The organism is Streptomyces sp. ID05-26A (assembly GCF_033794685.1).
Lineage (GTDB): Bacteria > Actinomycetota > Actinomycetes > Mycobacteriales > Pseudonocardiaceae > Lentzea.
Map to the genome: position 1 here is coordinate 2325406 of NZ_JARAYZ010000002.1, position 21587 is coordinate 2346992.

Sequence of the window (21587 nt, forward strand, 5' to 3'; positions counted from 1 at the left end):
GCGGTCACTCTGGTCGAGCCGGAGATCGCTTCCTACCCCCGATCGGCGGTCAGGGGGCCATGCGGGCGAGGTCCACCCGGGACCCGATGGCGAGCTTGCGGTAGATCTGCCGGAGGTGGAAGCCGACCGTGTGCGGCGAGATGAAGAGCTCCTTCGCGACCTGGCGGTTGGTCAGCCCGTCCGCGACGAGGCGGGCGACCTTCTGCTCGGTGCCGGTGAGGCTGTCCCAGCCGGTGCGCGGCCTGGGTTCGGGTTCGGGCTCGTCCGCGCGTCTCGCCGGGGTGCGGCGCCGCCGGACGCCGAGCCGTCGCAACGTGCGGCGCACTCGGGCGGAGTCGAGTTCGGCCTCGATCTCGTCGTACCCGATGAGCGCGCGGTTGAGTTCGTCGACTGCCTGCTCACGGCACGTGTCGAGGTGTACGGCGGCGATGTCCTCCGCGAGAGAGGCTCTCGTCCACGGGTCGGTGCAGCTGTCCCGCAGTTCTGCCAGCGCTTCGACGTCCTGTTTCACCAGTGCGCGGCCATGTGCGGCCGCCACGACCACCGAGTCGTGCTTCGGGTTCACGAGCGCCAGCTCCTCGGCCGTGCTCACGAGCAGGTCGGCGAGGGCGTGGTCGTCGGCGGCCATCGCGGTGCGCACGCACCACGCGGTCGCCGTGGGCGCCTCCAGCAGGAGCTGGGTGCGCAGACCGGGGTCCTCCGCGAACGGGCGGATCTCGTCGATCGCCGCCACCGCGCCGTCGTTGGCCGCGGCCACCTGGCCCGCGATCAGCCGCAGCGTCACCGCGCACGGGTGGGACTGTCCGGCCGGGATCGACTCCTCGAGCCTGCGCAGTCCGTCGGTGGCCGTGACGAGGTCGCCCCGGCGAAGCGCGCAGAGCACCAGCACCGCGCCGAGCTGGGGCTGGAACAACGGCATCTCGGCGAGTTCGGAGGCCGCGAGACCGGTGGTCGCGGCGGCCTCGGCGGCGGCGAGATCTCCCTGGGCCAGCAGGACGGCCGCGCGCAGCGTGAGCGGAACCGACGTCATCACACCGGTTCCGTGCGCTTCGGCCGTGCCGCACGCCTCGTCCACCGCGGCCAGCGCCTCCGCGAGACGGCCGAGCCTGGTGAGGATCCAGACCTTCGTCCACAGTGGATCGCTCTGCCAGATCCTGGTCAGCTCGTGGCGCACCACCACGGCGGCTTCGGCGGCCTCGATCGCGGCGTCGAGGCTGCCCTCGCGCCAGCTCGCCATGGCCCGCACGGTGAACGCGGCGGCCAGCACGTCCGGGCTGTACTGGCAGGACTGCGCGAGCACCTGGTCCGCCATGCCGATCGCGGCGGTGAGGTTGTAGAGCGACAGGATGTTGAGCAGCAACAGTTCCGGCGACAGGTCGTGCCCGTGCGCGGCCGACTCGGTGACCTCCAGCCCGACCGTGCACACCGTCGTGGCGTCGCCGCGCAGCATCTGCGCGATGGTCTGCCAGGTGCGCAGCACGGACGCCGACTGCACGTGGCCGGGGTCGTCGGGGTGCAGCAGTTCCCGCGAGAGCTCCACTGCCTGGCTGAGCCTGCCCATCCGCACCAGCGCGGCGGCCGCCGTGACACCCAGCGCCGTCCGGTTCGGCTCGCCCGGCTCGGTGATCCGCAGGCCGTTGATCGCGAGGGCGGCGGCGGCTTCCGGCGAGTCCGGCAGCAGGCTCTGCGCGGCCTCGTCGACGGCGCTGATGGCCCGCGCGTCGCCGGTTCGCGCGCAGTGCACCAGGTGCACGGCGACGGACACCGCGTCCTGACGCTCACGGCCCTGCAGCATCGTGGCGGTCTGCCGGTGCAACGCCGACCGCATCGGTTCCGGCACGGAGCCCAGCACGGCCCGCCACACCGGTTCGCGGTGGAAGACGAACTCAGGCCCGCCCCCGCGCAGGAACCCGGCCGCCAGCGCCTCCCGCAGCGGCCGCAGCAGCACGGCCACGGGCTCGCCGAGCATCTCCGCCAGGTCCTCCGGCGCGAAGCCGCTGCCGAGGACCGCCGCGACCTGGAGCACGTCCTGCGCCTGGGGTGACAACCCGTGCAGCCGCGCGCTCATCATCCGCCGGAACGACCCCGGCAACTGCCCGGCCGGTTCCGGCGACACGGCGCAGGCGATGCCTCGGTCCATCGGGCCCGCCATCAGCCGGGCGACGCCGCCCACGACCTGGACGTGGTTGTCCCGCACCAGGTCCAGGACGACCTCGACGACCCCGGCCGGGGTTCCGCCGGCGCTGCCGACGAGCGAGGCGATGTCCGGGTCGGGCGCCGCGCCCAGCAGGTCGGCGGCGATGGCGAACGCAGCGTCGTCCGACAACGGCGTGAGGGGCTCAAGCCAGTCACACGGCAGAACGCGCGCCATGTCCTGCAGCATCTCGCTCGCGGCCGTGGCGAAGTGTTCGGCGTGCACGGTGAGAAGCCAGCACACGGGCAGGTCTCTGAGTTTGGCCATCACCGCGCTCACGGCACCGAGCACCGAGGGCGGCGTGCGATGGGCGTCGTCGAGCGTGACCAGCACCGGGCCGTGCCGGAGCCGCTGGACCAGCCGCGGCTCGATCTGGGCCGTCAGCGCGCTCACGCTGTGGGGGCCGTCCGCCGGGAACGCGCCGGGTGACAGGTCGATCGCGGAGAAGCCGCGCGCCGCGGCCAGGGCCACGCCCTCGGCCACCAGCCTGGTGTTGCCCGTGCCCGCCGGGGACGCCACCACGAGCATTCGTGCCTGCCGGGACTCGGCCGCCAGGATGAACCGTCTTATCCTCCGGGTTTCCTCGTCACGTCCGTGCAACGGGAGTGAGACGGGCAGATCAGCTGGGCGATCCCACACGAGATTCTCGCCGAGAGGTGTGCACGACACTTGTTTTCCTGTCCTGTGAGCACAGTCGGGAACGACGCAAGTGAGGTATTCACAACCCTAGTGCAAGAATTCGCCAATCAAGACGCGGGTTTCCCGTGGAAACAATGCGCGACGGCGTCATCCGCGAACCTCCCTCATCTACCTGGAGAGTCGCGCGATGTCACCCGTCGTGTCAACTCTCTTGACAGAACCCGCACATGTGGGTTCTTCACCGAGGGGATGACGAGGACGGGCGAAAGTCGAGTGGAATGCCGCCCCAGCGGCCGCCCCGACCGGCCGAGACGCATTTCCGGGCACAGATCGGGCAGCCCGCGGCCTCCTTCGGTCAGTTTCGCGGCAATCCGGTCGTCTCATTTCGCCGGCCGCCGCGGAACGATCGCCTCGCCCCGACGAAACCGAAATTTCACCGGACGAGGCGATCGTTGACGTTCACATTCCCGTCAGCGCAAGGTCGCGGGCAGGACGCTCATCCGGCGGATCATCCACTCGGATTCCCACTCGAACGGCGTGGTGGTGCTCAGCCGCGCTTCCGGGAAACGGCGCAGGAACCCGCTCACCGCGATCTGGGCCTCCAGGCGCACGAGGGACGCGCCGATGCAGTAGTGCATGCCGAGACCGAACGAGAGATGGCCGTGGCCGCCCCGCGCGGAATCGAAGCTGTCCGCCTCCTCCCCCGGTTCACGATTGGCCGCCGCGATGCTCACCTGCACGGGCGCGCCCTTGGGGATCAGGTACCCGCCGAGCTCGATGTCCTCCAGGGGGAAGCGCCAGGTCGGGTGCGGGAACGGCGGGTGCACGCGCAGTGCCTCCTCGATCCACGACTTGATCTCGTCCTCGGTCTTCGGCCTCTCCTCGACGGGCCGCCGCAGCGCCTCGAAGAGCGACGCGGAGATCAGGCTGCCCGTGGTCTCGTAGCCCGTGATGATCATGCCCAGCGTCCACACGATCACCTCGCCCTCCGTCACGGCGGCGTCGATGCCGTTGGAGGACGCCAGGAGCCCGGTGATGACGCCGTCGCGCAGCGGGGCGGGATCGGCCACCCAGCCCTCGACCGCCCCGTACAGCGCCCGCACGGCCAGCGTCCTGGCCTCGTAGTCCGACGAGTAGAGCATCACGTCGGTGATGCTGCGCAGCTGCCGTTCGGCCTCCTCGGGCAGCCCCAGCATCTCCGAGATGAACGCCAGCGGGATCTTGTGGGTGTAGTCGGTGACGACGTTGACCTCGTTGTCCCCCAGGACACCGCGCTGCTCCAGCTCGTCGAGGAAGCCCTCGACCTTCACGCTGACCCGCTCGCCCCACCTCTCGGTGTTGCGCGGACTCAGCACGGGCGCGTGCAGGCGCCTGATCCGCGCGTGGTCCTCCCCGTCGCTCATGATCATCGCCCGCGCGTACTCCGGCGGCGGCTGGGAGCCCACCATCAGGCCCGGCTGCTTCATGAACTCGGGCACGAGCGTGATGTCCTTGCCCATCTTCGGATGCGCGAGCGCGACCTTGACGAGCTCGCGGTCGCACACCACCCACGCGTGCCGGCCCAGGTACGGGATCCGCACGACCGGAGCGACCCGCGCGGCGGCGAGCAGTTCGGGCATGCAGTCGAACGGGCCGGGATCGATGGGCATGGTCGTCTCGGGGGCCTGCAGCCCCGTGTTCGTCGTCCCGTTCAACGCGCGGTACCTCCGGTCGGAATCTGGTCCTGGTGAACGACAGCGGACTCGATCAGGTCGGCCGCCCGCTGCGGTGCGTTGCTGTTGTTCAGGTCCACCGCGATCTCCGCGGCACGACGCCGGTAGCGCTCGTTCGCCCGCACGGTGGTCACGGCGGCACGGAGACCGGACTCGCTGACAGCACGGGGTTTCACGACCACGCCGACACCGGCGTACTCGACTCTCGCTGCCACGTCGGGGTTTTCCTCCGTGGCCGGCACGACGACCAACGGCACCCCGTGCGCGAGAGCGGCGTTGACCCCGTTGTAACCGCCGTTGGTCATCATCACGTCCACGTACGGGAGCAGGTGGTGGTACGACACGAACCGTTCCATCCGGACGTTGCGCGGCAACGGAAGCAGCCGTTCCACGTCCAGCTTGCTGCCGGTGGTCAGCACGACGAGGACGTCCTCTTCGGCGAGTGCGCGCACGGCGGGCACCAGCATGCGTTCGACGTCGTTGGCCGTGGTGCCCTGTGTGATCAGGACGACGGGCCGGTCTCCGTTGAGCTCGTCCCACCACGACGGCGGGTCGAACCTCGCGGGCGGGACACCGAACAGCCCGCCGATGAAGTGGGTGCCCGGAGCGAGGTCCCTGCGCGGGAACTCGAACGACGCCACCGATCCGACCAGGTAGAGGTCGGGGTGACGGGCGATGTTCTCCATCGCCCTCGTCTTCAACCGGGGTAGTCCGACCTGCGCGCGCACGCGGTCGGCTTCGGCGCGCAGGTCTCGCATGGACACCTGGTCGCCCAGGAACCTCAGCGCGCCGTTGCGCAGGCGGTTCCACCGGTTCGTGCTCGGCCCCAGGCCCATTCCCAGCGGCCCGGTGTCGCGGCTGCCCAGGATGTAGATGGAGTTGGCCAGCCACACCAGCGGGATTCCCGTGCGCTCACTGGCGAAGCACGCGCCGTAGCACATGTCGTCGGACAGGATGCGGTCCGCGGGGAACCGTCCGAGGATCGCCAGGAGGTCCGCGAGCTGGCCGGGAGCGGTGCGGTAGAAGATGTCGCGGACACCGACCTTGAAGCTCTTCAACCCGGTCAGCCCGGCGTGGCCGGGAAAAGCCTCCTCCCGGCTGTGACCACCGAAGTCGAGTCCCTCGGTCATCGGCTCGAAGCGCGCCCCGGTCCGTTCGACCTGCTCCCGGAAGGCCTCACCGGTGTACCAGCGCACCTCGTGACCCCGGCGCGTCAGCTCGGTGGCTATCTCGAACAGGCTGACGACGTGCCCTGGGGCCGGTGTCGTCGCGATCAGCACTCGGGTCAACGTCGCCTCCAACTCCGGGGTGGCCGCTGAACGGCTCGCGTCAGCATCACCCCGTTCACGGCGGGGCCCGCCGTGTCGAGACAAACCCCGCTCACTTGAGTGGGGGGAGGTCGGGTTCCGCCCGTCTCGTTAGCGCTCACGGTCCCGCGAAGCCGTTCGCGACCGGCTCTGTCGGGGGATACGGGCGCACCGCCACCGCCCGAAGAATGGCGCTACTGGCACTGCCCGGACGAGCCAAGTTCGCTGGGACGCCTGGTGGGATCGCTCCCACGAAGCCACGCAACCCCCTCCATTCCTGCCCGCCGCTAGCGCACCGGAAGGAAGTCCGCGGTGACGACGCTGCAAGAGGTCAACGGGCTCGACGCCATCGGTGAGCGGAAGAAGGTCACCGTGATCGGCGCGGGTGTCGCCGGGCTGGTGACGGCCTACGAGCTGGAGCGCCTCGGCCACGAGGTCGAGATCATCGAGGCCAGTGACCGGATCGGGGGCCGCGTCCACACCCACCGCTTCACGGGCGAGACCGGGCCGTTCGCCGAACTGGGTGCGATGCGCATCCCCTCCGCGCACCGCCTGACCCTGCACTACATCGCGGAACTGGGCCTGCAGGACCAGGTCCTGCCGTTCCACACCATCTTCTCGGACGACGCCGCGTACCTGCCGAGCTCGTCCGGCTACCTGCGCGTGCGCGACGCACACGACGTGCTGCTCAACGACTTCGCCTCCGGGGTGCCCGCCGGGCGCTACCGCGACGGCACCCTGCTGTTCGGTGCCTGGCTGGACGCGACCATCCGGGCCATCGCGCCACGCCAGTTCTACAACGGCATGCACGGCGAGATCGGCGTCGGCCTGCTCGACCTCGTGGACCAGGTCGACATGACGCCGTACCGCCGCGGCCACAACGGCACCATGATCGACCTGCACGCCTTCTACGCGGGCAACCCGCGCATCCGCTCGCTGGTGCCGCCGCACCTGGAGCGGTTCCTCGACGACGTGCTGGACGAGACCAGCTCCGACATCGTGCGGCTGCGCGACGGCATGGACCTCATCCCCCGCAGTCTCGCGGCCCGTCTGCTCGGCCGCGTCACCGTCGGGCAGGAGGTCACCGGGATCGAGGTCCGCGACAAGTCCGTGGTGCTGAACCTGAGGCAGGGCACCAGGTCCTTCACCAAGACCTGCGACTACGTGGTGTGCACGGTGCCGTTCACCGTGCTGCGGGGCATGCGTCTCAGCGGGTTCGACGACGAGAAGCTCGACATCATCCACGAGACGAAGTACTGGCCGGCGACGAAGGTCGCGTTCCACTGCCGTGAGGCGTTCTGGCACGAGGACGGCATCCGCGGCGGTGGTTCGTTCACCGGCGGGCACGTCCGGCAGACCTACTACCCGCCCGTCGACGGCGATCCTGCCCACGGCGCGGTGATGCTCGCCAGCTACAGCATCGGTCCCGACGCCGACGCGCTCAGTTCGCTGAGCGAGCAGGAGAGGATCACGCTGATCACGCGGGAGCTCGGCGTGATGCACCCCGAGCTGCGCGAGCCAGGCATGGTTCTTGGCGTCGCCACGAAGGCGTGGGGCGAGCACCAGTGGTCCCTCGGCGCGGCGACGATCCGCTGGGAGCAGGACTCCGCGTTGCGCGAGGCACAGCGCCGGGAGGCGACGCGGCCGCAGAAGGGGCTCTTCTTCGCCGGCGAGCACTGCTCGTCGAAGCCCGCGTGGATCGAGGGCGCGATCGAGTCGGCGATCGACGCGGCGCACGAGATCGAGTGGTGCGAGCGGCGGGTCCCCGCCCGGCGGCTGCCGCAGACGGAGAAGTCCGCATGAGCGTCTTCGACCTGCCCCGGCTGCACTTCCGCGGCGTCGCCTCGACGCGCCTGCCCACGGGCCCCCGCAACGGCATGGTGGACCTGGCGACGAACACCGCTCTCACCGCGCAGGGCGAGCCGTTCCCCGTGCACCGCCCGCCCGCCGAGTACCACGCGCACCTCGACGAGACCGGGCCCCGCTACGACAGCGCGGGCAGCGAGACGCCCGGCGGAGCGTTCAGCGGTGCCCTGGGCCGTGACTTCGCCGGCAACGGGCACTTCTCGATCAACGCACACGTCGTGAGCGCCGAGCTCGTGGCGGGCGAGGCCGGCACGACGGACCCGGTCGTGGGCCGCGCGGTCGACTTCTGGGGCCACTACAACGAGTACCTCGCGACCACGGTCAACCGTGCGCGGATCTTCGACGTGGATCCCGCCTCGGACTGGACGACGACGCTCATGGTCGGCCAGCTCGGCTTCGGCCGCGACGGACGCTCGCACGACGTCGGGTACATGGCGACCGGTGCGGTCAAAGGCTTCTCGCCGCCGCGCTGGCACGCCACCGGTCGCGGCTGCGGCCACTGGCAGCTGGGCCGCTCGGTGGTGCACCAGTTCGTCGTCACCGACGAGGACCTGCGCTGGCTGGACGAGGCGGACGCGTCCCCGGTCGCCAGGCTGCTCAGGGAGTGCGGGACGGGCGGCCTCGTCGTGCAGTTCGCGCTCGACGGCCAGTCCGCTCCGCAGGCACCGGACCAGCCCTCGCAGTGGCGGCTGCACGGCACGATCGCGCCGTGGCGGCCCCACGAGCCGCGCACGTACCCGGCCGGCCGGCTGCTCGTCCCCGACCGCACCACGCGCAACCGCCTGGGCAACCTCACCGTCGGCACCGCGCACGGTCAGGTCGTGCTGAACATGATCACGGCGCCCGCACCGGCGGCCGCGGCCAGGGATCTCGAACTGCGCACCGTCCGCGACGACCTTCTGGTGGCCCGGATTCCCGCCGAGGCGTACACCGAGGACGCGGTCCTCACCGCCGGAGTGGTCACGGTGCCCAGTCTGCTGTCCGAAGAGGACATCGCGGGTGACGCGCTGCGACTGGTCGCCTCGGACGGTGCGATCCTGCTGCGGGAACAGGAGATCAACCTCCAGGTCGACGACGCGAGCGTGTTCGTGGAGTACCCCCGGACCGCGGACGACACCGTCGAGGTGGAGGTGCGGTCGTTCGTCCGAGGCCGTCCCGGTGCGGTGCGGGACATCGCGGTCCGCCAGTTCGCCAACCCGGCGGCCCGCCCCCTCGACCCGGCCGACGTCATCGTGTCCGTGGACGCCGTGGTGAACACCGACGACACCGGTCGTGGCCGGTTCACGATGCACGGTGAGGCAGCGGGCACCGCACGTGTCCTGCTGACGGCCGGGCCGGTGCCCGCCGACCTCGACTACGACAACGACGACAACCTCGGCTTCTGGTCCGGCGCCGGATATCTGACCGTGCGCGTGCTGCCGGACTCCTGGCACCTCGACGAGGTCGAGCACGCCGACTACGACCTGGTGTACCGCGAGGTCTTCGCCTACTACGAACACCTCTTCTCCTTCATGGACAAGGAGGTCTTCAGCCTCGCGAACCGCAGCCGCACCGAGACCTACGCCAAGCTGATCTGGCAGATGTGCGACCCGCAGAACAAGACCAAGACCTACTACATGCCGCCGACCCGGGACCTCTCCGAGCCGAAGGCACGGCTGCTGCTGAAGTTCCTGAGGGCGCAACAGGTTCCCGAGCACCTCCTGCTGCCGGCCGAGACGACCGTGCCCGTGCGCAACCGGATCGCGACCCGCGGCCGGTTGGTCGAGGTGCTGCGGGAAGCGGCCCTCATCGAACTGGCGGTGATGCTCCAGTACCTCTACGCGGCCTACTCGGTGCCCACCTACGGCGCCGGGGCGGAGTACGTGCGGCTCGGCCTGTGGACGCCCGAACAGCTCCAGCTCGCCTGTGGCGACGGCGGGGAGACGCTGGACGAGGGCATCCGGAGCATGCTGCTCGGCATCGCCCGCGAGGAGATGATCCACTTCCTGCTGGTCAACAACATCATCATGGCGCTGGGCGAGCCGTTCCACGTGCCGGTGGTCGACTTCGGCACCATCAACCACCTGCTGCCGGTCCCGCTGGACTTCGCGCTGGAACGGCTGGGCCTGGGCAGCGTCGAGCGCTTCACCCAGATCGAGAAGCCGGAGCACCAGGTCGGCGATCTACGGCCGCGCGACGGTGAGACACCGCCGGATCGTCAGGACCACGGCTACGCGTCGTTGAGCGAGCTGTACGCCGACATCCGCGAGGCCCTGCGGCAGATCCCGGACCTGTTCCTGGTCGACCAGGGCCGGGGCGGCGGCGAGCACCACCTGTTCCTGCGCGAGTCGATCAACCACGAGCACCCGGACTACCAGTTGGAGGTCGACGACCTCCCGAGCGCCCTGTACGCGATCGACGTGATCACCGAGCAGGGCGAGGGCGGGGTGCTGGACCCCGACGCCGTCGAGGACTCGCACTACACGTCGTTCCTGCTGATCGGCGAACTGCTGCGCAAGGCGCCGGTGACGGGCCCGCACGGCGAGTTGTGGAACCCCGCGTACCCGGTCGCCCGCAACCCGTCGCTGAACCCCGCGAGCCCGGCCGTCGAGACGGTCACGGACCCGGACGCCCGCACGGTCATGCGGATCTTCAACGAGTCGTACTTCATGGCGTTGCAGCTGATGGCCCAGCACTTCGGCGAACGTCCCGACGCGAGCCTGCGCCGCTCGGACCTGATGAACGCGGCCATCGACATCATGGCCGGGCTGATGCGCCCGCTGGCCGAACTGCTGGTGACCCTCCCCTCCGGCCGTCGTGGCACGACGGCGGGGCCCTCGTTCGAACTGCCGGAGGTGCCCGCCGCGATCCCGCGTCCGGACGTCGCCAGGCGGGCGATCGTGTTGCGGCTGGACGAGATCGCCGCCCAGTGCGCCAAGTGCGCCCTGGTGCCCGCGCGGGTGGGCGAGCTGAGCACGTTCTGGGCGGACCACTTCCGCGCACAGGCGGGGAGGTGACATGACGCCGTTCAGCCTGCGGGACTGGTCGATGGACGACATCGCCGACCCGTACCCGATCTACCGGCGCTACCGCGAGGCCGGGTCCGTGCACGAGGGCGCGGACGCGTTCTACGTCTTCGGCTACGACGACGTGGTGAAGGTGCTGTCCGATCGCGCTTTCGGCCGGGTGTCACGCTCCACTGAGGACGGTGTGCCGGTCTCCCTGCCGGTGCCGCCGGAGTTCGCCGCCCTGCGCACCGTCGTGGAGAACTGGCTCGTCTTCCTCGACCCGCCCGAGCACACGCGGCTGCGTTCGGCGCTGCAGAAGGAGTTCTCCGCCGGCGTCGTCACCGGACTGCGCCCGCGCATCGCCCGCATCGCCCGCGACCTGCTCTCCCGGCTGCAAGGCGAGGCGGACCTGGTCGGCGGGTTCGCGGCGCCGTTCCCGATCATGGTGATCTGCGAGCTCCTCGGGGTTCCGGCGCAGGACCACGAACGGTTGCGCGCCCTCGCGGTGGCGTTGCAGGGAGCCAGCAGCACTCGCACGGGTCCGTCGCGGTTCACCGACGCCGAGGACGCCGCGCGCGAGCTCGACGCCTACTTCCGCGACCAGGCAGGGCAACGGCAGCCGGGCGACCGCGACCTGATCGCCTTGATGGCGGGCATCCCGCTCGGCGCGGAACGCGTCGTCGGTACCTGCGTGCACCTCCTGACCGCCGGACACGAGACCACGACCAACTCGCTGGCCAAGGCGGCGTTGATCCTGCGCGCGCACCCGGAGCTGGTCACCGACCTGCGCGACCACCCCGACCTCCTGCCCACCGCCGTGGAGGAGTTGCTCCGCTACGACCCACCGGTGCAGGCGGTGACGCGCTGGGCCCGTCAGGACGTGGTCGTCGGCGGCACCGCCGTCCCGGCCGGCAGCCGCGTGATCGCGTTGCTCGGCTCGGCGAACAGGGACCCGGCCCGCTTCCCCCGCCCGGACGTCGTGGACGTGCACCGGCCTGCGGACCGGCACCTCGGGTTCGGCATCGGCATCCACTACTGCCTCGGCGCGACCCTCGCCCGCGCCGAGCTGGAGATCGGCCTGAGCGCCCTGCTGGACGGCGTGCGCGGCTGGGAACGGGCGGCCTGCCACGTCGAGTACGCCGCCGACATGGTCTTCCACGGCCCGGCACGACTCCTGCTCGACCTGACCGACAGCCTCGAAGGGACGCACCCGTGACATCGCAGACCGACGCCGTCGGCGGCAAGTACGACCAGTTCGCGCAGGCCGGTACGACCGAGGCCCTGGGCGGCAACATCCACGCCGGCTACTGGGACTCGGGCACCGAGCACGTGCCGATGGCCGCGGCGACCGACCGGCTCACCGACCTGGTCGCCGAACGCCTCGCCCTGCGTCCCGGTGACCGGGTGCTCGACGTGGGCTGTGGCAACGGTTTCCCGGCCGTGCGCATCGCCGAGGCCCACGGCGCGCACGTCACCGGCATCACCGTGTCCCAGCAGGAGGTGGACCGCGCGACCGAGCTCGCGGCGGGCTCCGACCGCGTCGTGTTCCGGCTCGCGGACGCCGCCTCGCTGCCGGACGACCTCGGCACGTTCGACGCCGTCTTCGCCATCGAGTCGTTGCTGCACCTGCCCGACCAGGCGGCCGCTTTGGCGCGGTTGCGCCGGTTCGTGAGGCCCGGCGGGCGACTGGTCGTCGCGGACCTGTGCCAGCGCGAGCCCTTCACCGGCGCGGGTGAGGCGGTGCTGGCCGGGATGGTCCGCACGCTGGAGATCGCCGGGATCAACTCGGAGCAGGAGCACCGGGCGGGCCTCGAGAAGGCCGGCTGGGACCTGCTGGAGCTGCTCGACATCGGCGAGAACGTGCGGCCGAGTTACGCGCGGGCGGCGGAGGCGTTCCGCCGGATCGCCGACACGGCACCGCCCTTCGCCGCCGCGGACATCATCACGGCGGCCGAGCTCATGGCGGCGTTCGGGGAGAACCCGAGCAGCGGTTACGTCCTGATCACCGCGCAGCGGCCGTAGAAGGGAGATGTCGCCATGACGGCCCAGCTCGACCCGCCCACCACCCTGCGCACCCGCGGGAACGCCTCCCACCTGCACCGCGTCGCCCTGTCCGCCGCGACCCGCCAGGGCGCGCACATGCGCACGGAGGACGTCCGCGCCTGGCTCGCCGAACGGCGCCACGCCAACGTCCTCACGGTCGAACGCGTCCCGTTCGCCGAGCTCGACCAATGGCACTTCGTGAAGTCCACCGGCGACCTCGCGCACGCCAGCGGCCGGTTCTTCACGATCGAGGGCTTGCACGTGGTGGAGCACGACGGCCCGCACGGCGACGGCCCCTACCGCGAGTGGCAGCAGCCGGTCATCAAGCAGCCCGAGGTCGGCATCCTGGGCATCCTGTGCAAGGAGATCGACGGCGTCCTGCACTTCTTGATGCAGGCCAAGATGGAGCCGGGCAACCCGAACCTGGTGCAGCTCTCCCCCACCGTCCAGGCGACCCGCAGCAACTACACGGGCGCGCACGGCGGGTCGAGCGTGAAGCTGCTGGAGCACTTCGCCGACCTCGACCGCGAGCAGGTCGTCGTCGACGTCCTCCAGGCGGAGCAGGGGTCCTGGTTCTTCCGCAAGTCCAACCGCAACATGATCGTCGAGACGAGTGCGGAGATCGCACCGGACGAGGACTTCCGCTGGCTCACCCTCGGGCAGATCGCGGAGCTGCTGCACGAGGACGAGACGGTGAACATGAACGCGCGCAGCGTGCTGTCGTGTCTTCCTTACTACGACCCGAATCCCGGCGCGTTGCACTCGGACGTCCAGCTGCTGTCGTGGTTCACCGGCGAACGGGCGCGCCACGACGTGCGGACGACGCGCATCCCGCTGGCGTCCGTGGAGGGCTGGAAGCGCGGGCCCGACGCCGTCGAGCACGAGGACGGCCGGTACTTCAAGGTCGTGGCCGTCGCCGTGCGGGGCAGCAACCGCGAGCGGGTCAGCTGGACCCAGCCGTTGCTGGAATCCGTCGACATGGGTGTGTCCGCGTTCCTCGTGCGGGACTTCGGCGGCGTGCGGCACGTGCTGGTGCACGCCCGTGCGGACGGCGGCTTCCTCGACACGGTCGAGCTGGCACCGACCGTGCAGTGCACGCCGCGCAACTACGAACACCTGCCGGCCGATCAGCGTCCCGCGTTCCTGGACGTGGTGCTCCAGGCCGGTCAGCGCATCCGTTACGAGGCGGTGCATTCCGAGGAGGGCGGCCGGTTCCTCGACACCCGGTGCCGTTACCTGATCATCGAGGCCGACGGGCAGGTGCCGTCCGAACCACCGCGCGGTTTCGTCTGGGCCACACCCGCGCAGCTCACCACGCTCGCGCGGCACGGCCACTACCTCAACGTGGAGGCGCGCACGCTGCTCGCGTGCATGAACGCCGCCTCCGCCTGGCCACGGGGGCTGGTGTGATGAAGAGGATCACCGTGCTCGGCGCGACGGGCTTCATCGGCTCGGCCGTGCTGAAGACGCTGGCACGTCAGGACGTTCACCTGCGGGCCGTGGCGCGCAAACCGGCCGAGGTGCCGGACGGGCCCGCCCTGGTCGAGGTGGTCACCGCCGACCTCACCGACCGCGAGGCGCTCGCGAACGCGGTCGAGGGCTCGGACGCCGTGGTCTACCTGCTCCTCGGTGACGGCGGCTGGCGCGCGGCCGAGGAGGGCTCCGCCGAACGCGTCAACGTCGGCGTCATGGCGGATCTGCTGGAGGTGCTGGGTGACGACGTGGTGCTCGTCTACGGCGGCGCCGCGTCCCAGGTCGGTGTGCCGCAACGGGAACCGTTGAACGGCACTGAACCGGACCGGCCCGAGACCGCGTACGACCGGCAGAAGCTGCGCGCGGAACGACTGCTGCTGGCCCGAAGCCGGGTGCGCGGCGTCAGCCTGCGCCTGCCGACCGTCTTCGGGGAGGGCACACCCGGCGGTGGCCACGACCGAGGTGTCGTGTCCGCGATGGCCGCCAGGGCTCTCGACGGGCAGGCGCTCACGATGTGGCACGACGGCACCGTGCGCCGTGACCTGGTCCACGTCGACGACATCGCCACCGCGTTCGCCGCCGCTCTGGAACACGCCGACGCGTTGGCGGGCAGGCACTGGCTGCTCGGCGCCGGCCGCGGAGACGCGCTCGGCGACGTGTTCCGGCTGATCTCCTCCATCACCTCCGAGCACACCGGGGCGCCACCGGTCGAGGTCACCTCGGTCCAGGCACCCTCGCACGCCCCCGTGACCGACTTCCGCAGCGTGACGATCGACTCCTCGGCGTTCCGGGCCGTCACCGGCTGGCGCCCGGAGATCCCGCTGGGGGAAGGGATCCACCGAACCGTCGCAGCACTCGCCCGAAAGGCTCGCCCATGACCACGCGCGTGTGGGACTACCTGCTCGAGTACCAGAACGAACGGGCCGACATCCTCGACGCCGTCGAGAAGGTGTTCAACTCCGGGCAACTCGTGCTCGGCGCGAGCGTGCAGGGGTTCGAGGAGGAGTTCGCGGCCTACCACGGACTCGCGCACTGCGTCGGTGTCGACAACGGCACGAACGCGATCACCCTCGGTCTTCAGGCGCTCGGCGTCGGCCCGGGCGACGAGGTGATCACGGTGTCCAACACCGCGGCACCGACCGTCATCGCGATCCACAACACGGGCGCCACGCCGGTGTTCGTCGACGTGTGCGAGGAGGACTTCCTCATGGACACCGCGCAGGTCGAAGCGAAGATCACCGACCGCACCCGGTGCATCGTGCCCGTGCACCTCTACGGGCAGTGCGTGGACATGGCCGCGGTGAAGGCGATCGCGGACAAGCACGGGCTGAGCGTGCTGGAGGACTGCGCGCAGGCGCACGGTGCCCGGCAGCACGGCAAGGTCGCCGGCTCGACCGGTGACGTGGCCGCGTTCTCCTTCTACCCCACCAAGGTCCTCGGCGCGTACGGCGACGGCGGCGCGGTGATCACCCCGCACGACACCGTGGTCGCGCAACTGCGAAGGCTGCGCTACTACGGCATGGACAAGATCTACTACACCGTCCAGACGCCGGCGCACAACAGCCGCCTCGACGAGGTCCAGGCGGAGATCCTGCGGCGCAAGCTGACCCGGCTCGACACCTACGTCGCCGGACGGCAGGCCATCGCGCGCCGGTACGAGGAAGGCCTTCAGGACACCGGCCTCAGGCTGCCCAGCACGAACGAGGGCAACAGCCACGTCTACTACGTCTACGTCGTGAGGCATCCCCGGCGCGACGAGATCATCGAGCGCCTCAAGTCGTACGACATCCACCTGAACATCAGCTACCCGTGGCCCGTGCACACGATGAGCGGTTTCGCCCACCTCGCCGAACGCACCGGCTCGTTGCCCGTCACCGAGGCACTGGCGGGCGAGATCTTCTCGCTGCCCATGTACCCCTCGCTGTCGCCCGACCTGCAGGACAAGGTCATCCACGCGCTGCGCCAGGTCCTGGCCACGCTCTGAGATCGCAGGAGCCCCCATGAAGGTCCGCACGCTCGCAGTCGAAGGCGCGCTGGAGTTCACCCCGCAGGTCTTCGGCGACGACCGCGGCAAGTTCCTCTCGCCGTTCCAGGAGGCGGCGTTCGCCGAGGCGACCGGCAGCCCGCTGTTCCCGGTGCGGCAGACGAACCACAGCGTGTCGGCCCGCGGCGTCGTCCGCGGCATCCACTACACGACGACGCCGCCGGGATGCGCCAAGTACGTCTACTGCGCGGCCGGGTCGGCGATCGACGTCGTCGTCGACATCCGGGCCGGCTCGCCCACGTTCGGGCGGTGGGACTCCGTGCGGATGGACCAGAACCACCACCGCACCCTGTACTTCCCGGTCGGCGTCGGGCACGCGTTCATCGCGCTCGAGGACAACACCGTGATGTCGTACATGATCTCCGGCACCTACGTGGCGGAACACGAACTCGCCCTCGACGTGCTCGACCCGGCACTCGGACTGCCCGTGCCGCCGAATCCGATCCTGTCCGAAAGGGACGGTGCGGCGATCACGCTGGCACAGGCGCAAGAGCAGGGCCTGCTGCCGGACTACGAGCTGTGCCGCCGGATCGAGCAGGACCTCACGCGCGCCGTCGCGTCCCTCTGACACCCCCAGACCAACCAGGAGAAGCTCGCCATGACCCAGACCCTCCCGCAGCCGCACGAAGTCGGCGCGCTCTACGACAAGCTGACCCTGAGCGCGATGCGCGACGGCAGCTTCAACACCAACGTGCACATCGGTTACTGGGACTCACCGGACTCCACGGCCACGATCGACGAGGCGATGGACCGGCTCACGGACGTGTTCATCGAGCACCTCCACGTCGGCGCGACGTCCCACGTGCTCGACCTGGGCTGCGGTGTCGGCGGCCCCGGCCTGAGGCTCGCGGGCAGGACCGGCGCGCGGGTCACCGGCGTGAGCATCAGCGCGGAGCAGGTCAAGACCGCCAACAAGCTCAGCGCGGAGAGGGGGCTCGCCGCCAGGGCGGTCTTCGAGCACGCCGACGCGCTGGACCTGCCGTTCCGGGACGGGTCGTTCGACGCGGTGATGGCGCTGGAGTCGATCTGCCACATCCCCGACCGCGACCGGGTGTTCCGCGAGATCTTCCGCGTCCTCAAGCCCGGCGGCCGGGTCGTGCTGACCGACATCTTCGACCGCTACCCGCACAAGGAGGTCCGCAGCCCCGGCATCGACAAGTTCTGCCGCGACCTCATGTGCACCACGGCCGACATCGACGACTACGTCCCGATGCTGCACCGGGCGGGCCTGCGGCTGCACAGCATCCTCGACATCACCGAGCAGAGCACGCTGCGCCTGGCCGACGAGATCGAGAAGCTGGGCGGCTTCGAGGAACGGCCCGTGGCGATGGACGAGGGCAACTTCGCGTTCGACGAGGACGCCTTCAAGCCGGGCGACCTGACCGGCGCCGACGACTTCGGCTGCCTGCTGGCCGTCGCGGTCCGTCCCTGACCACACCGACCCGGGCAGGGCGGCCCCCGGCCGCCCTGCCCACTCCTGCAACGAAAGGCGAGGACACGATGGAACAGACCGACGTGCTCATCGCGGGTGGTGGCCCGGTCGGGATGGCGCTGGCGATCGACCTGACGTACCGCGGGATCAGCTGCGTGGTGGCCGAGGCCGGTGACGGCACCGTCCGCCACCCCAAGGTGAGCACGATCGGTCCGCGCTCGATGGAACTGTTCCGGCGCTGGGGGCTCGCGGACGCGATCCGCGGCGCGGGCTGGCCACCGGACCACCCGCTGGACATCGCCTGGGTGACCAAGATCGGCGGCCACGAGCTGCACCGCTACCGGCGGGGCACGGCCGCGGACCGCCCGGTCTTCCAGCACACCCCCGAACCCGACCAGATCTGCCCGGCGCACTGGCTCAACCCCGTGCTGGCACGGGCGACCGGCGACCCGTTGCGGCTGCGGACCTCGCTCGGCGACGTGACGCAGACCGGCGACCACGTGCGTGCCGTGCTCACCGATCTGGAAACCGGTACCAGGAAGGACATCCAGGCCCGGTACCTGGTCGCGTGCGACGGCGCGTCGTCCCCGATCCGGCAGGCGTGCGGCATCGACTCCCCTGCCCGGTTCCGCCCGCAGATCTTCCGCAACGTCCTGTTCCGCGCCCCCGAACTGCGGGCCAGGCTCGGCGCCGGCACCGCGCTGGTGCACTTCCTCGTCCGCTCGCCGGTGCTGCGCTTCCCGTTGCGGTCACTGGACGGCGACGCGTTGTTCAACATGGTCGTCGGCGTCGAGGACGAGCACGCGGAACGGGTCGGCGCGGAGTCCCTGATCCGGGACGCGATCGCGTTCGAGACCCCGTTCGAGGTGCTGAGCGACGGCGACTGGCACCTCACCCACCGCGTCGCCGACCGCTACCGGCACGGCCGCGTGTTCCTCGCGGGCGACGCCGCGCACACCCTGTCCCCCTCCGGCGGTTTCGGCCTCAACACGGGCATCGCCGACGCGGCCGACCTGGGCTGGAAGATCGCCGCCACCCTCGGCGGCTGGGCCGGTCCCGGCCTGCTCGACAGCTACGAGGCGGAACGCCGGCCGATCGCCGAAGCGAGCATGAACGAGGCCAACACGAACCTGCGGCGCACGATGGACCGCGAGGTCCCGCAGGAGATCGACCTCGACGGCCCCGACGGTGAACAGGCCCGCAGGGCCATGGCCGAACGGCTCGCGTCGAGCGGCGCGCACCGCGAGTTCGACGCCCCGGAGATCCACTTCGGACTACGCTACCGCTCACCGGTGATCGTCGACGACCCCGATCAGTCGGCGGAGATCACCGTGCCGGACGCGGCGTGGCGGCCCGGCGGCGAACCCGGCAGGCGGGCGGCGCACGCGTGGTGGGACGCTCGTACATCCACTTTGGACCTTTTCGGACTGGGCTTCGTCCTGCTCCGGTTCGGAGCGGACGAACGGCTTCCGCGCTTCGAGGCCGCGTTCGCCGAACGCGGTGTGCCCCTGAGCGTGCGCCACAGCGACAGCGACGAACTGGCCAAGCTCTACGACCGCACCTTCGTCCTGGTCCGCCCGGACGGCCACGTGGCGTGGCGGGGTGACGCGCTCCCGGACGACCCGGCGGCGCTCGCCGACACGGTGCGCGGGGCCGCGCGGCAGGCACCCCGGGCCGAGATGCCCACGACCCCCGCCTCCGTCGACTCGCTGCCCGCGGTGCTGGCGGCGGGCCGGGTCGCACCGATCGTCACCGTCGACTACTTCGGCGGCACGAACTGGGTGGTGTGCGACCCGGCCCTCGCCCGCGCCGCGCTGCTCGACTCCCGGCTCAGCAAGGACATGGCGCTCGCACCGGAGTGGATGCGGATCCCCGGCGCCATGCTCGGCGCCCAGCCCCGTGCCGAGGTCGCCAAGGCCATGGTGATGAGCGAGGGCGCGGAGCACACCCGGATCCGGCGCCTGCACGCGAAGTTCTTCACGCCCCGCAAGCTCGGCGAGTGGGGTGAGCGCATCACGAAGCTCGCCGGCGGACTGCTCGACGACCTGGCCGGGGAAGGCGAGGTCAACCTCGTCGACCGCTTCACCTTCCCGCTGCCGCTGGGGTTCTTCAGCGAACTGATCGGCGTGCCACCGCACCTGAGGCCCGCGCTGCGCGAGGTCACCGACAACATCATCTACTCGCAGGACCAGGACGAACGCGCCGCCGGAGTGGGTGGACTCGCCGGCACGGTCGCGCAGTGGGCCGCCGAGGGCACCGTGCTGGACCAGGGGTTCGTCACCGACCTGCTGGCGGCGCAGGCCGAGGACTCGGTCAGCCTCAACGAGGTCGTGACGTGGACGACCGGCCTGATCATGGCGGGCTACGAGTCCACGGCGAGCCTGATCGCCTCCTCGATCCACGAGGCTCTGCGCCGCCCGCCCGCCGAACGCCCCCGCACCGACACCGAGATCAGCGACTGGGTCGAGGAGACCCTGCGCGTGCAGCCGCCGCTGCCCCACGCGACGTGGCGGTTCGCCACCGAGGACGTCGAGCTCGGCGGCTACCTGATCCCGAAGAGCGCGCCGGTGCAGGTGAACCTGGCCGCGGCGAACCGTTGCCCGCACAGCACCGCCGGCGACGAGTTCGCGCCCGGAACCGGGGGCGACAACGTCAGCTTCGGTCTCGGCCGGCACCTGTGCCTCGGCGCGCCCCTCGCCCGGCTGGAAGCCAGGATCGCCCTCGGCGCGTTCCTCACCCGCTTCCCGCACGCCCGCCTGAGCACGACGAACGAGGTGCGGTGGGAGTCCGACTGGATCATCCGCCGCATCAGCGCCCTGCCCGTCGTGCTGTCGCCCGCCTAGGAGGAACGAGATGCCCCACGAAGGACCGGACGACTCGGTGAGCCAGATGCTGGTGCTGCTGCGCGCCGCCCACCTGCTGCGCGCGGCCGTGCTGCTCGACCTGGCGGACACGCTGGAGGACGAGCCCCTCTCCGTGCCGGACCTGGCCGCCCGCACCGGCACCGACCCCGGAGTGCTGAGCAGGCTGCTGGCCGCCCTCGCGAGCTTCGGGGTGTTCACCCTGACCGAGGACGGCCGGTACGCGCACACGGCGCTCTCGCGGACGATGTGCTCGGCCCACCCGGTGGGCCGCATCCTCACGCAGGACCTGAAGGCCGACGCCAACTGGCAGGCGTGGAGCAGCCTCGCCGCGGCCGCGCGGGCAGGCCGCGGCCCGTTCGAGGTGGTGCACGGCACCGACTTCTACAGCTACCTCAGCGAGCACGAACCCGAGCGCGCCGCCGACTTCCACCAGGCCATGAGCAACGCCACCGAGGAGGACAACGGGGACGTGGTCGCAGCGCTCGGCCTGCCCCCGACGGGACTGGTGGTCGACGTCGGCGGCGGCCGCGGCACGTTGCTGCGCGACGTCCTGCGGGCCGCGCCGGAGCTGAACGGGGTGCTGTTCGACGTCGAAGGGGTCATCGCCGACGCGCTGCCCGAGCTCGTCAGCGACCCGCTGGCGTCGCGCTGCGAGACCGTCACCGGCAACGCGCTGGAGTCCGTTCCCGAGGGGGCCGACCTCTACCTGCTGAGGTTCATCCTGCACAACTGGGGCGACGACGACTGCGTGCGCATCCTGGAGTCCTGCGCGCGGGCCGCAAGGCCGGGTTCGCGGATCGTCGTGGTCGAGGTGCTGCTGGAGAAGTCCGGCACGCCCGACGCCTACACCGCGATGGCCGACATGGGGATGTTCGTGCTGTTCGGCAGCCAGGAACGCACGGAGGCCGAGTACGCGAGCCTGTTCGACCGGGCGGGGCTCGAGTACCGCGGCTCGACGGCGACCGACTCGCTGCACCTGTTCGAAGCCGTGGCCCGGTAGCGGGATGGGGACGTCGGCCGGGTGCT

At 70.8% G+C, this 21587-nt stretch carries 14 protein-coding genes; 11 read left to right on the plus strand and 3 right to left on the minus strand.

What is annotated here, in order from left to right:
- Positions 1 to 49 precede the first annotated feature (49 nt).
- The 3 genes from PV646_RS26235 to PV646_RS26245 all read right to left on the minus strand — a co-directional run bounded on the left by PV646_RS26235 (position 50) and on the right by PV646_RS26245 (position 5825).
- Positions 50 to 2722 (minus strand): helix-turn-helix transcriptional regulator, encoded by a 2673-nt coding sequence (locus PV646_RS26235; protein ID WP_500344844.1) that lies wholly within the window; start codon positions 2720 to 2722, stop codon positions 50 to 52.
- Between the two features lie 581 nt (positions 2723 to 3303).
- Positions 3304 to 4527, minus strand: a complete 1224-nt coding sequence (locus PV646_RS26240; protein WP_229692974.1) for a cytochrome P450 — start codon at positions 4525 to 4527, stop codon at positions 3304 to 3306.
- Positions 4524 to 5825, minus strand: coding sequence for a glycosyltransferase (locus PV646_RS26245; RefSeq protein WP_500345088.1), 1302 nt, complete (start codon positions 5823 to 5825; stop codon positions 4524 to 4526). Before PV646_RS26245 ends, PV646_RS26240 begins: the two co-directional genes overlap by 4 nt.
- Positions 5826 to 6164: 339 nt before the next feature.
- On the opposite strand from PV646_RS26245, the gene PV646_RS26250 reads away from it, so the two are divergent.
- From PV646_RS26250 to PV646_RS26300, 11 genes are all read left to right on the plus strand, one after another.
- Entirely contained in the window at positions 6165 to 7655 is a 1491-nt protein-coding gene (locus tag PV646_RS26250) for a flavin monoamine oxidase family protein (protein ID WP_500344845.1), read from the plus strand.
- Positions 7652 to 10714: a ferritin-like domain-containing protein gene (locus tag PV646_RS26255; protein ID WP_500344846.1), complete on the plus strand. Its 3063-nt coding sequence runs from the start codon at positions 7652 to 7654 to the stop codon at positions 10712 to 10714. Before PV646_RS26250 ends, PV646_RS26255 begins: the two co-directional genes overlap by 4 nt.
- 1 nt (position 10715) lies before the next feature.
- Entirely contained in the window at positions 10716 to 11921 is a 1206-nt protein-coding gene (locus PV646_RS26260; protein WP_500344847.1) for a cytochrome P450, read from the plus strand.
- The gene (locus PV646_RS26265; RefSeq protein ID WP_500344848.1) at positions 11918 to 12727 is read left to right on the plus strand and encodes an SAM-dependent methyltransferase; all 810 of its coding nucleotides are present in this window, start codon (positions 11918 to 11920) and stop codon (positions 12725 to 12727) included. Before PV646_RS26260 ends, PV646_RS26265 begins: the two co-directional genes overlap by 4 nt.
- Before the next feature lie 15 nt (positions 12728 to 12742).
- Positions 12743 to 14158: an NDP-hexose 2,3-dehydratase family protein gene (locus tag PV646_RS26270; RefSeq protein WP_500344849.1), complete on the plus strand. Its 1416-nt coding sequence runs from the start codon at positions 12743 to 12745 to the stop codon at positions 14156 to 14158.
- Positions 14158 to 15099, plus strand: coding sequence for an NAD-dependent epimerase/dehydratase family protein (locus PV646_RS26275; protein ID WP_500344850.1), 942 nt, complete (start codon positions 14158 to 14160; stop codon positions 15097 to 15099). The genes PV646_RS26270 and PV646_RS26275 overlap by 1 nt, the downstream gene beginning before the upstream one ends.
- Positions 15096 to 16205: a DegT/DnrJ/EryC1/StrS family aminotransferase gene (locus PV646_RS26280; RefSeq protein WP_500344851.1), complete on the plus strand. Its 1110-nt coding sequence runs from the start codon at positions 15096 to 15098 to the stop codon at positions 16203 to 16205. Before PV646_RS26275 ends, PV646_RS26280 begins: the two co-directional genes overlap by 4 nt.
- Positions 16206 to 16221: 16 nt before the next feature.
- Entirely contained in the window at positions 16222 to 16833 is a 612-nt protein-coding gene (locus PV646_RS26285; protein ID WP_500344852.1) for a dTDP-4-dehydrorhamnose 3,5-epimerase family protein, read from the plus strand.
- A gap of 30 nt (positions 16834 to 16863) precedes the next feature.
- Entirely contained in the window at positions 16864 to 17697 is an 834-nt protein-coding gene (locus PV646_RS26290) for an SAM-dependent methyltransferase (RefSeq protein ID WP_500344853.1), read from the plus strand.
- A 68-nt stretch (positions 17698 to 17765) separates the two neighbouring features.
- The gene (locus PV646_RS26295) at positions 17766 to 20540 is read left to right on the plus strand and encodes a cytochrome P450 (RefSeq protein WP_500344854.1); all 2775 of its coding nucleotides are present in this window, start codon (positions 17766 to 17768) and stop codon (positions 20538 to 20540) included.
- Positions 20541 to 20550: 10 nt separating this feature from the next.
- Positions 20551 to 21561: a methyltransferase gene (locus tag PV646_RS26300; RefSeq protein ID WP_500344855.1), complete on the plus strand. Its 1011-nt coding sequence runs from the start codon at positions 20551 to 20553 to the stop codon at positions 21559 to 21561.
- Positions 21562 to 21587 lie beyond the last annotated feature (26 nt).

Bases quoted from the DNA above. Each gene is read 5' to 3' on its own strand.
- PV646_RS26290 (WP_500344853.1), top strand. From the start codon at position 16,864: ATGACCCAGACCCTCCCGCAGCCGCACGAAGTCGGCGCGCTCTACGAC.
- PV646_RS26255 (WP_500344846.1), top strand. From the start codon at position 7,652: ATGAGCGTCTTCGACCTGCCCCGGCTGCACTTCCGCGGCGTCGCCTCG.
- PV646_RS26260 (WP_500344847.1), top strand. From the start codon at position 10,716: ATGACGCCGTTCAGCCTGCGGGACTGGTCGATGGACGACATCGCCGAC.
- PV646_RS26280 (WP_500344851.1), top strand. From the start codon at position 15,096: ATGACCACGCGCGTGTGGGACTACCTGCTCGAGTACCAGAACGAACGG.
- PV646_RS26270 (WP_500344849.1), top strand. From the start codon at position 12,743: ATGACGGCCCAGCTCGACCCGCCCACCACCCTGCGCACCCGCGGGAAC.
- PV646_RS26235 (WP_500344844.1), bottom strand. From the start codon at position 2,722: ATGCTCGTGGTGGCGTCCCCGGCGGGCACGGGCAACACCAGGCTGGTG.
- PV646_RS26295 (WP_500344854.1), top strand. From the start codon at position 17,766: ATGGAACAGACCGACGTGCTCATCGCGGGTGGTGGCCCGGTCGGGATG.
- PV646_RS26285 (WP_500344852.1), top strand. From the start codon at position 16,222: ATGAAGGTCCGCACGCTCGCAGTCGAAGGCGCGCTGGAGTTCACCCCG.
- PV646_RS26300 (WP_500344855.1), top strand. From the start codon at position 20,551: ATGCCCCACGAAGGACCGGACGACTCGGTGAGCCAGATGCTGGTGCTG.
- PV646_RS26275 (WP_500344850.1), top strand. From the start codon at position 14,158: ATGAAGAGGATCACCGTGCTCGGCGCGACGGGCTTCATCGGCTCGGCC.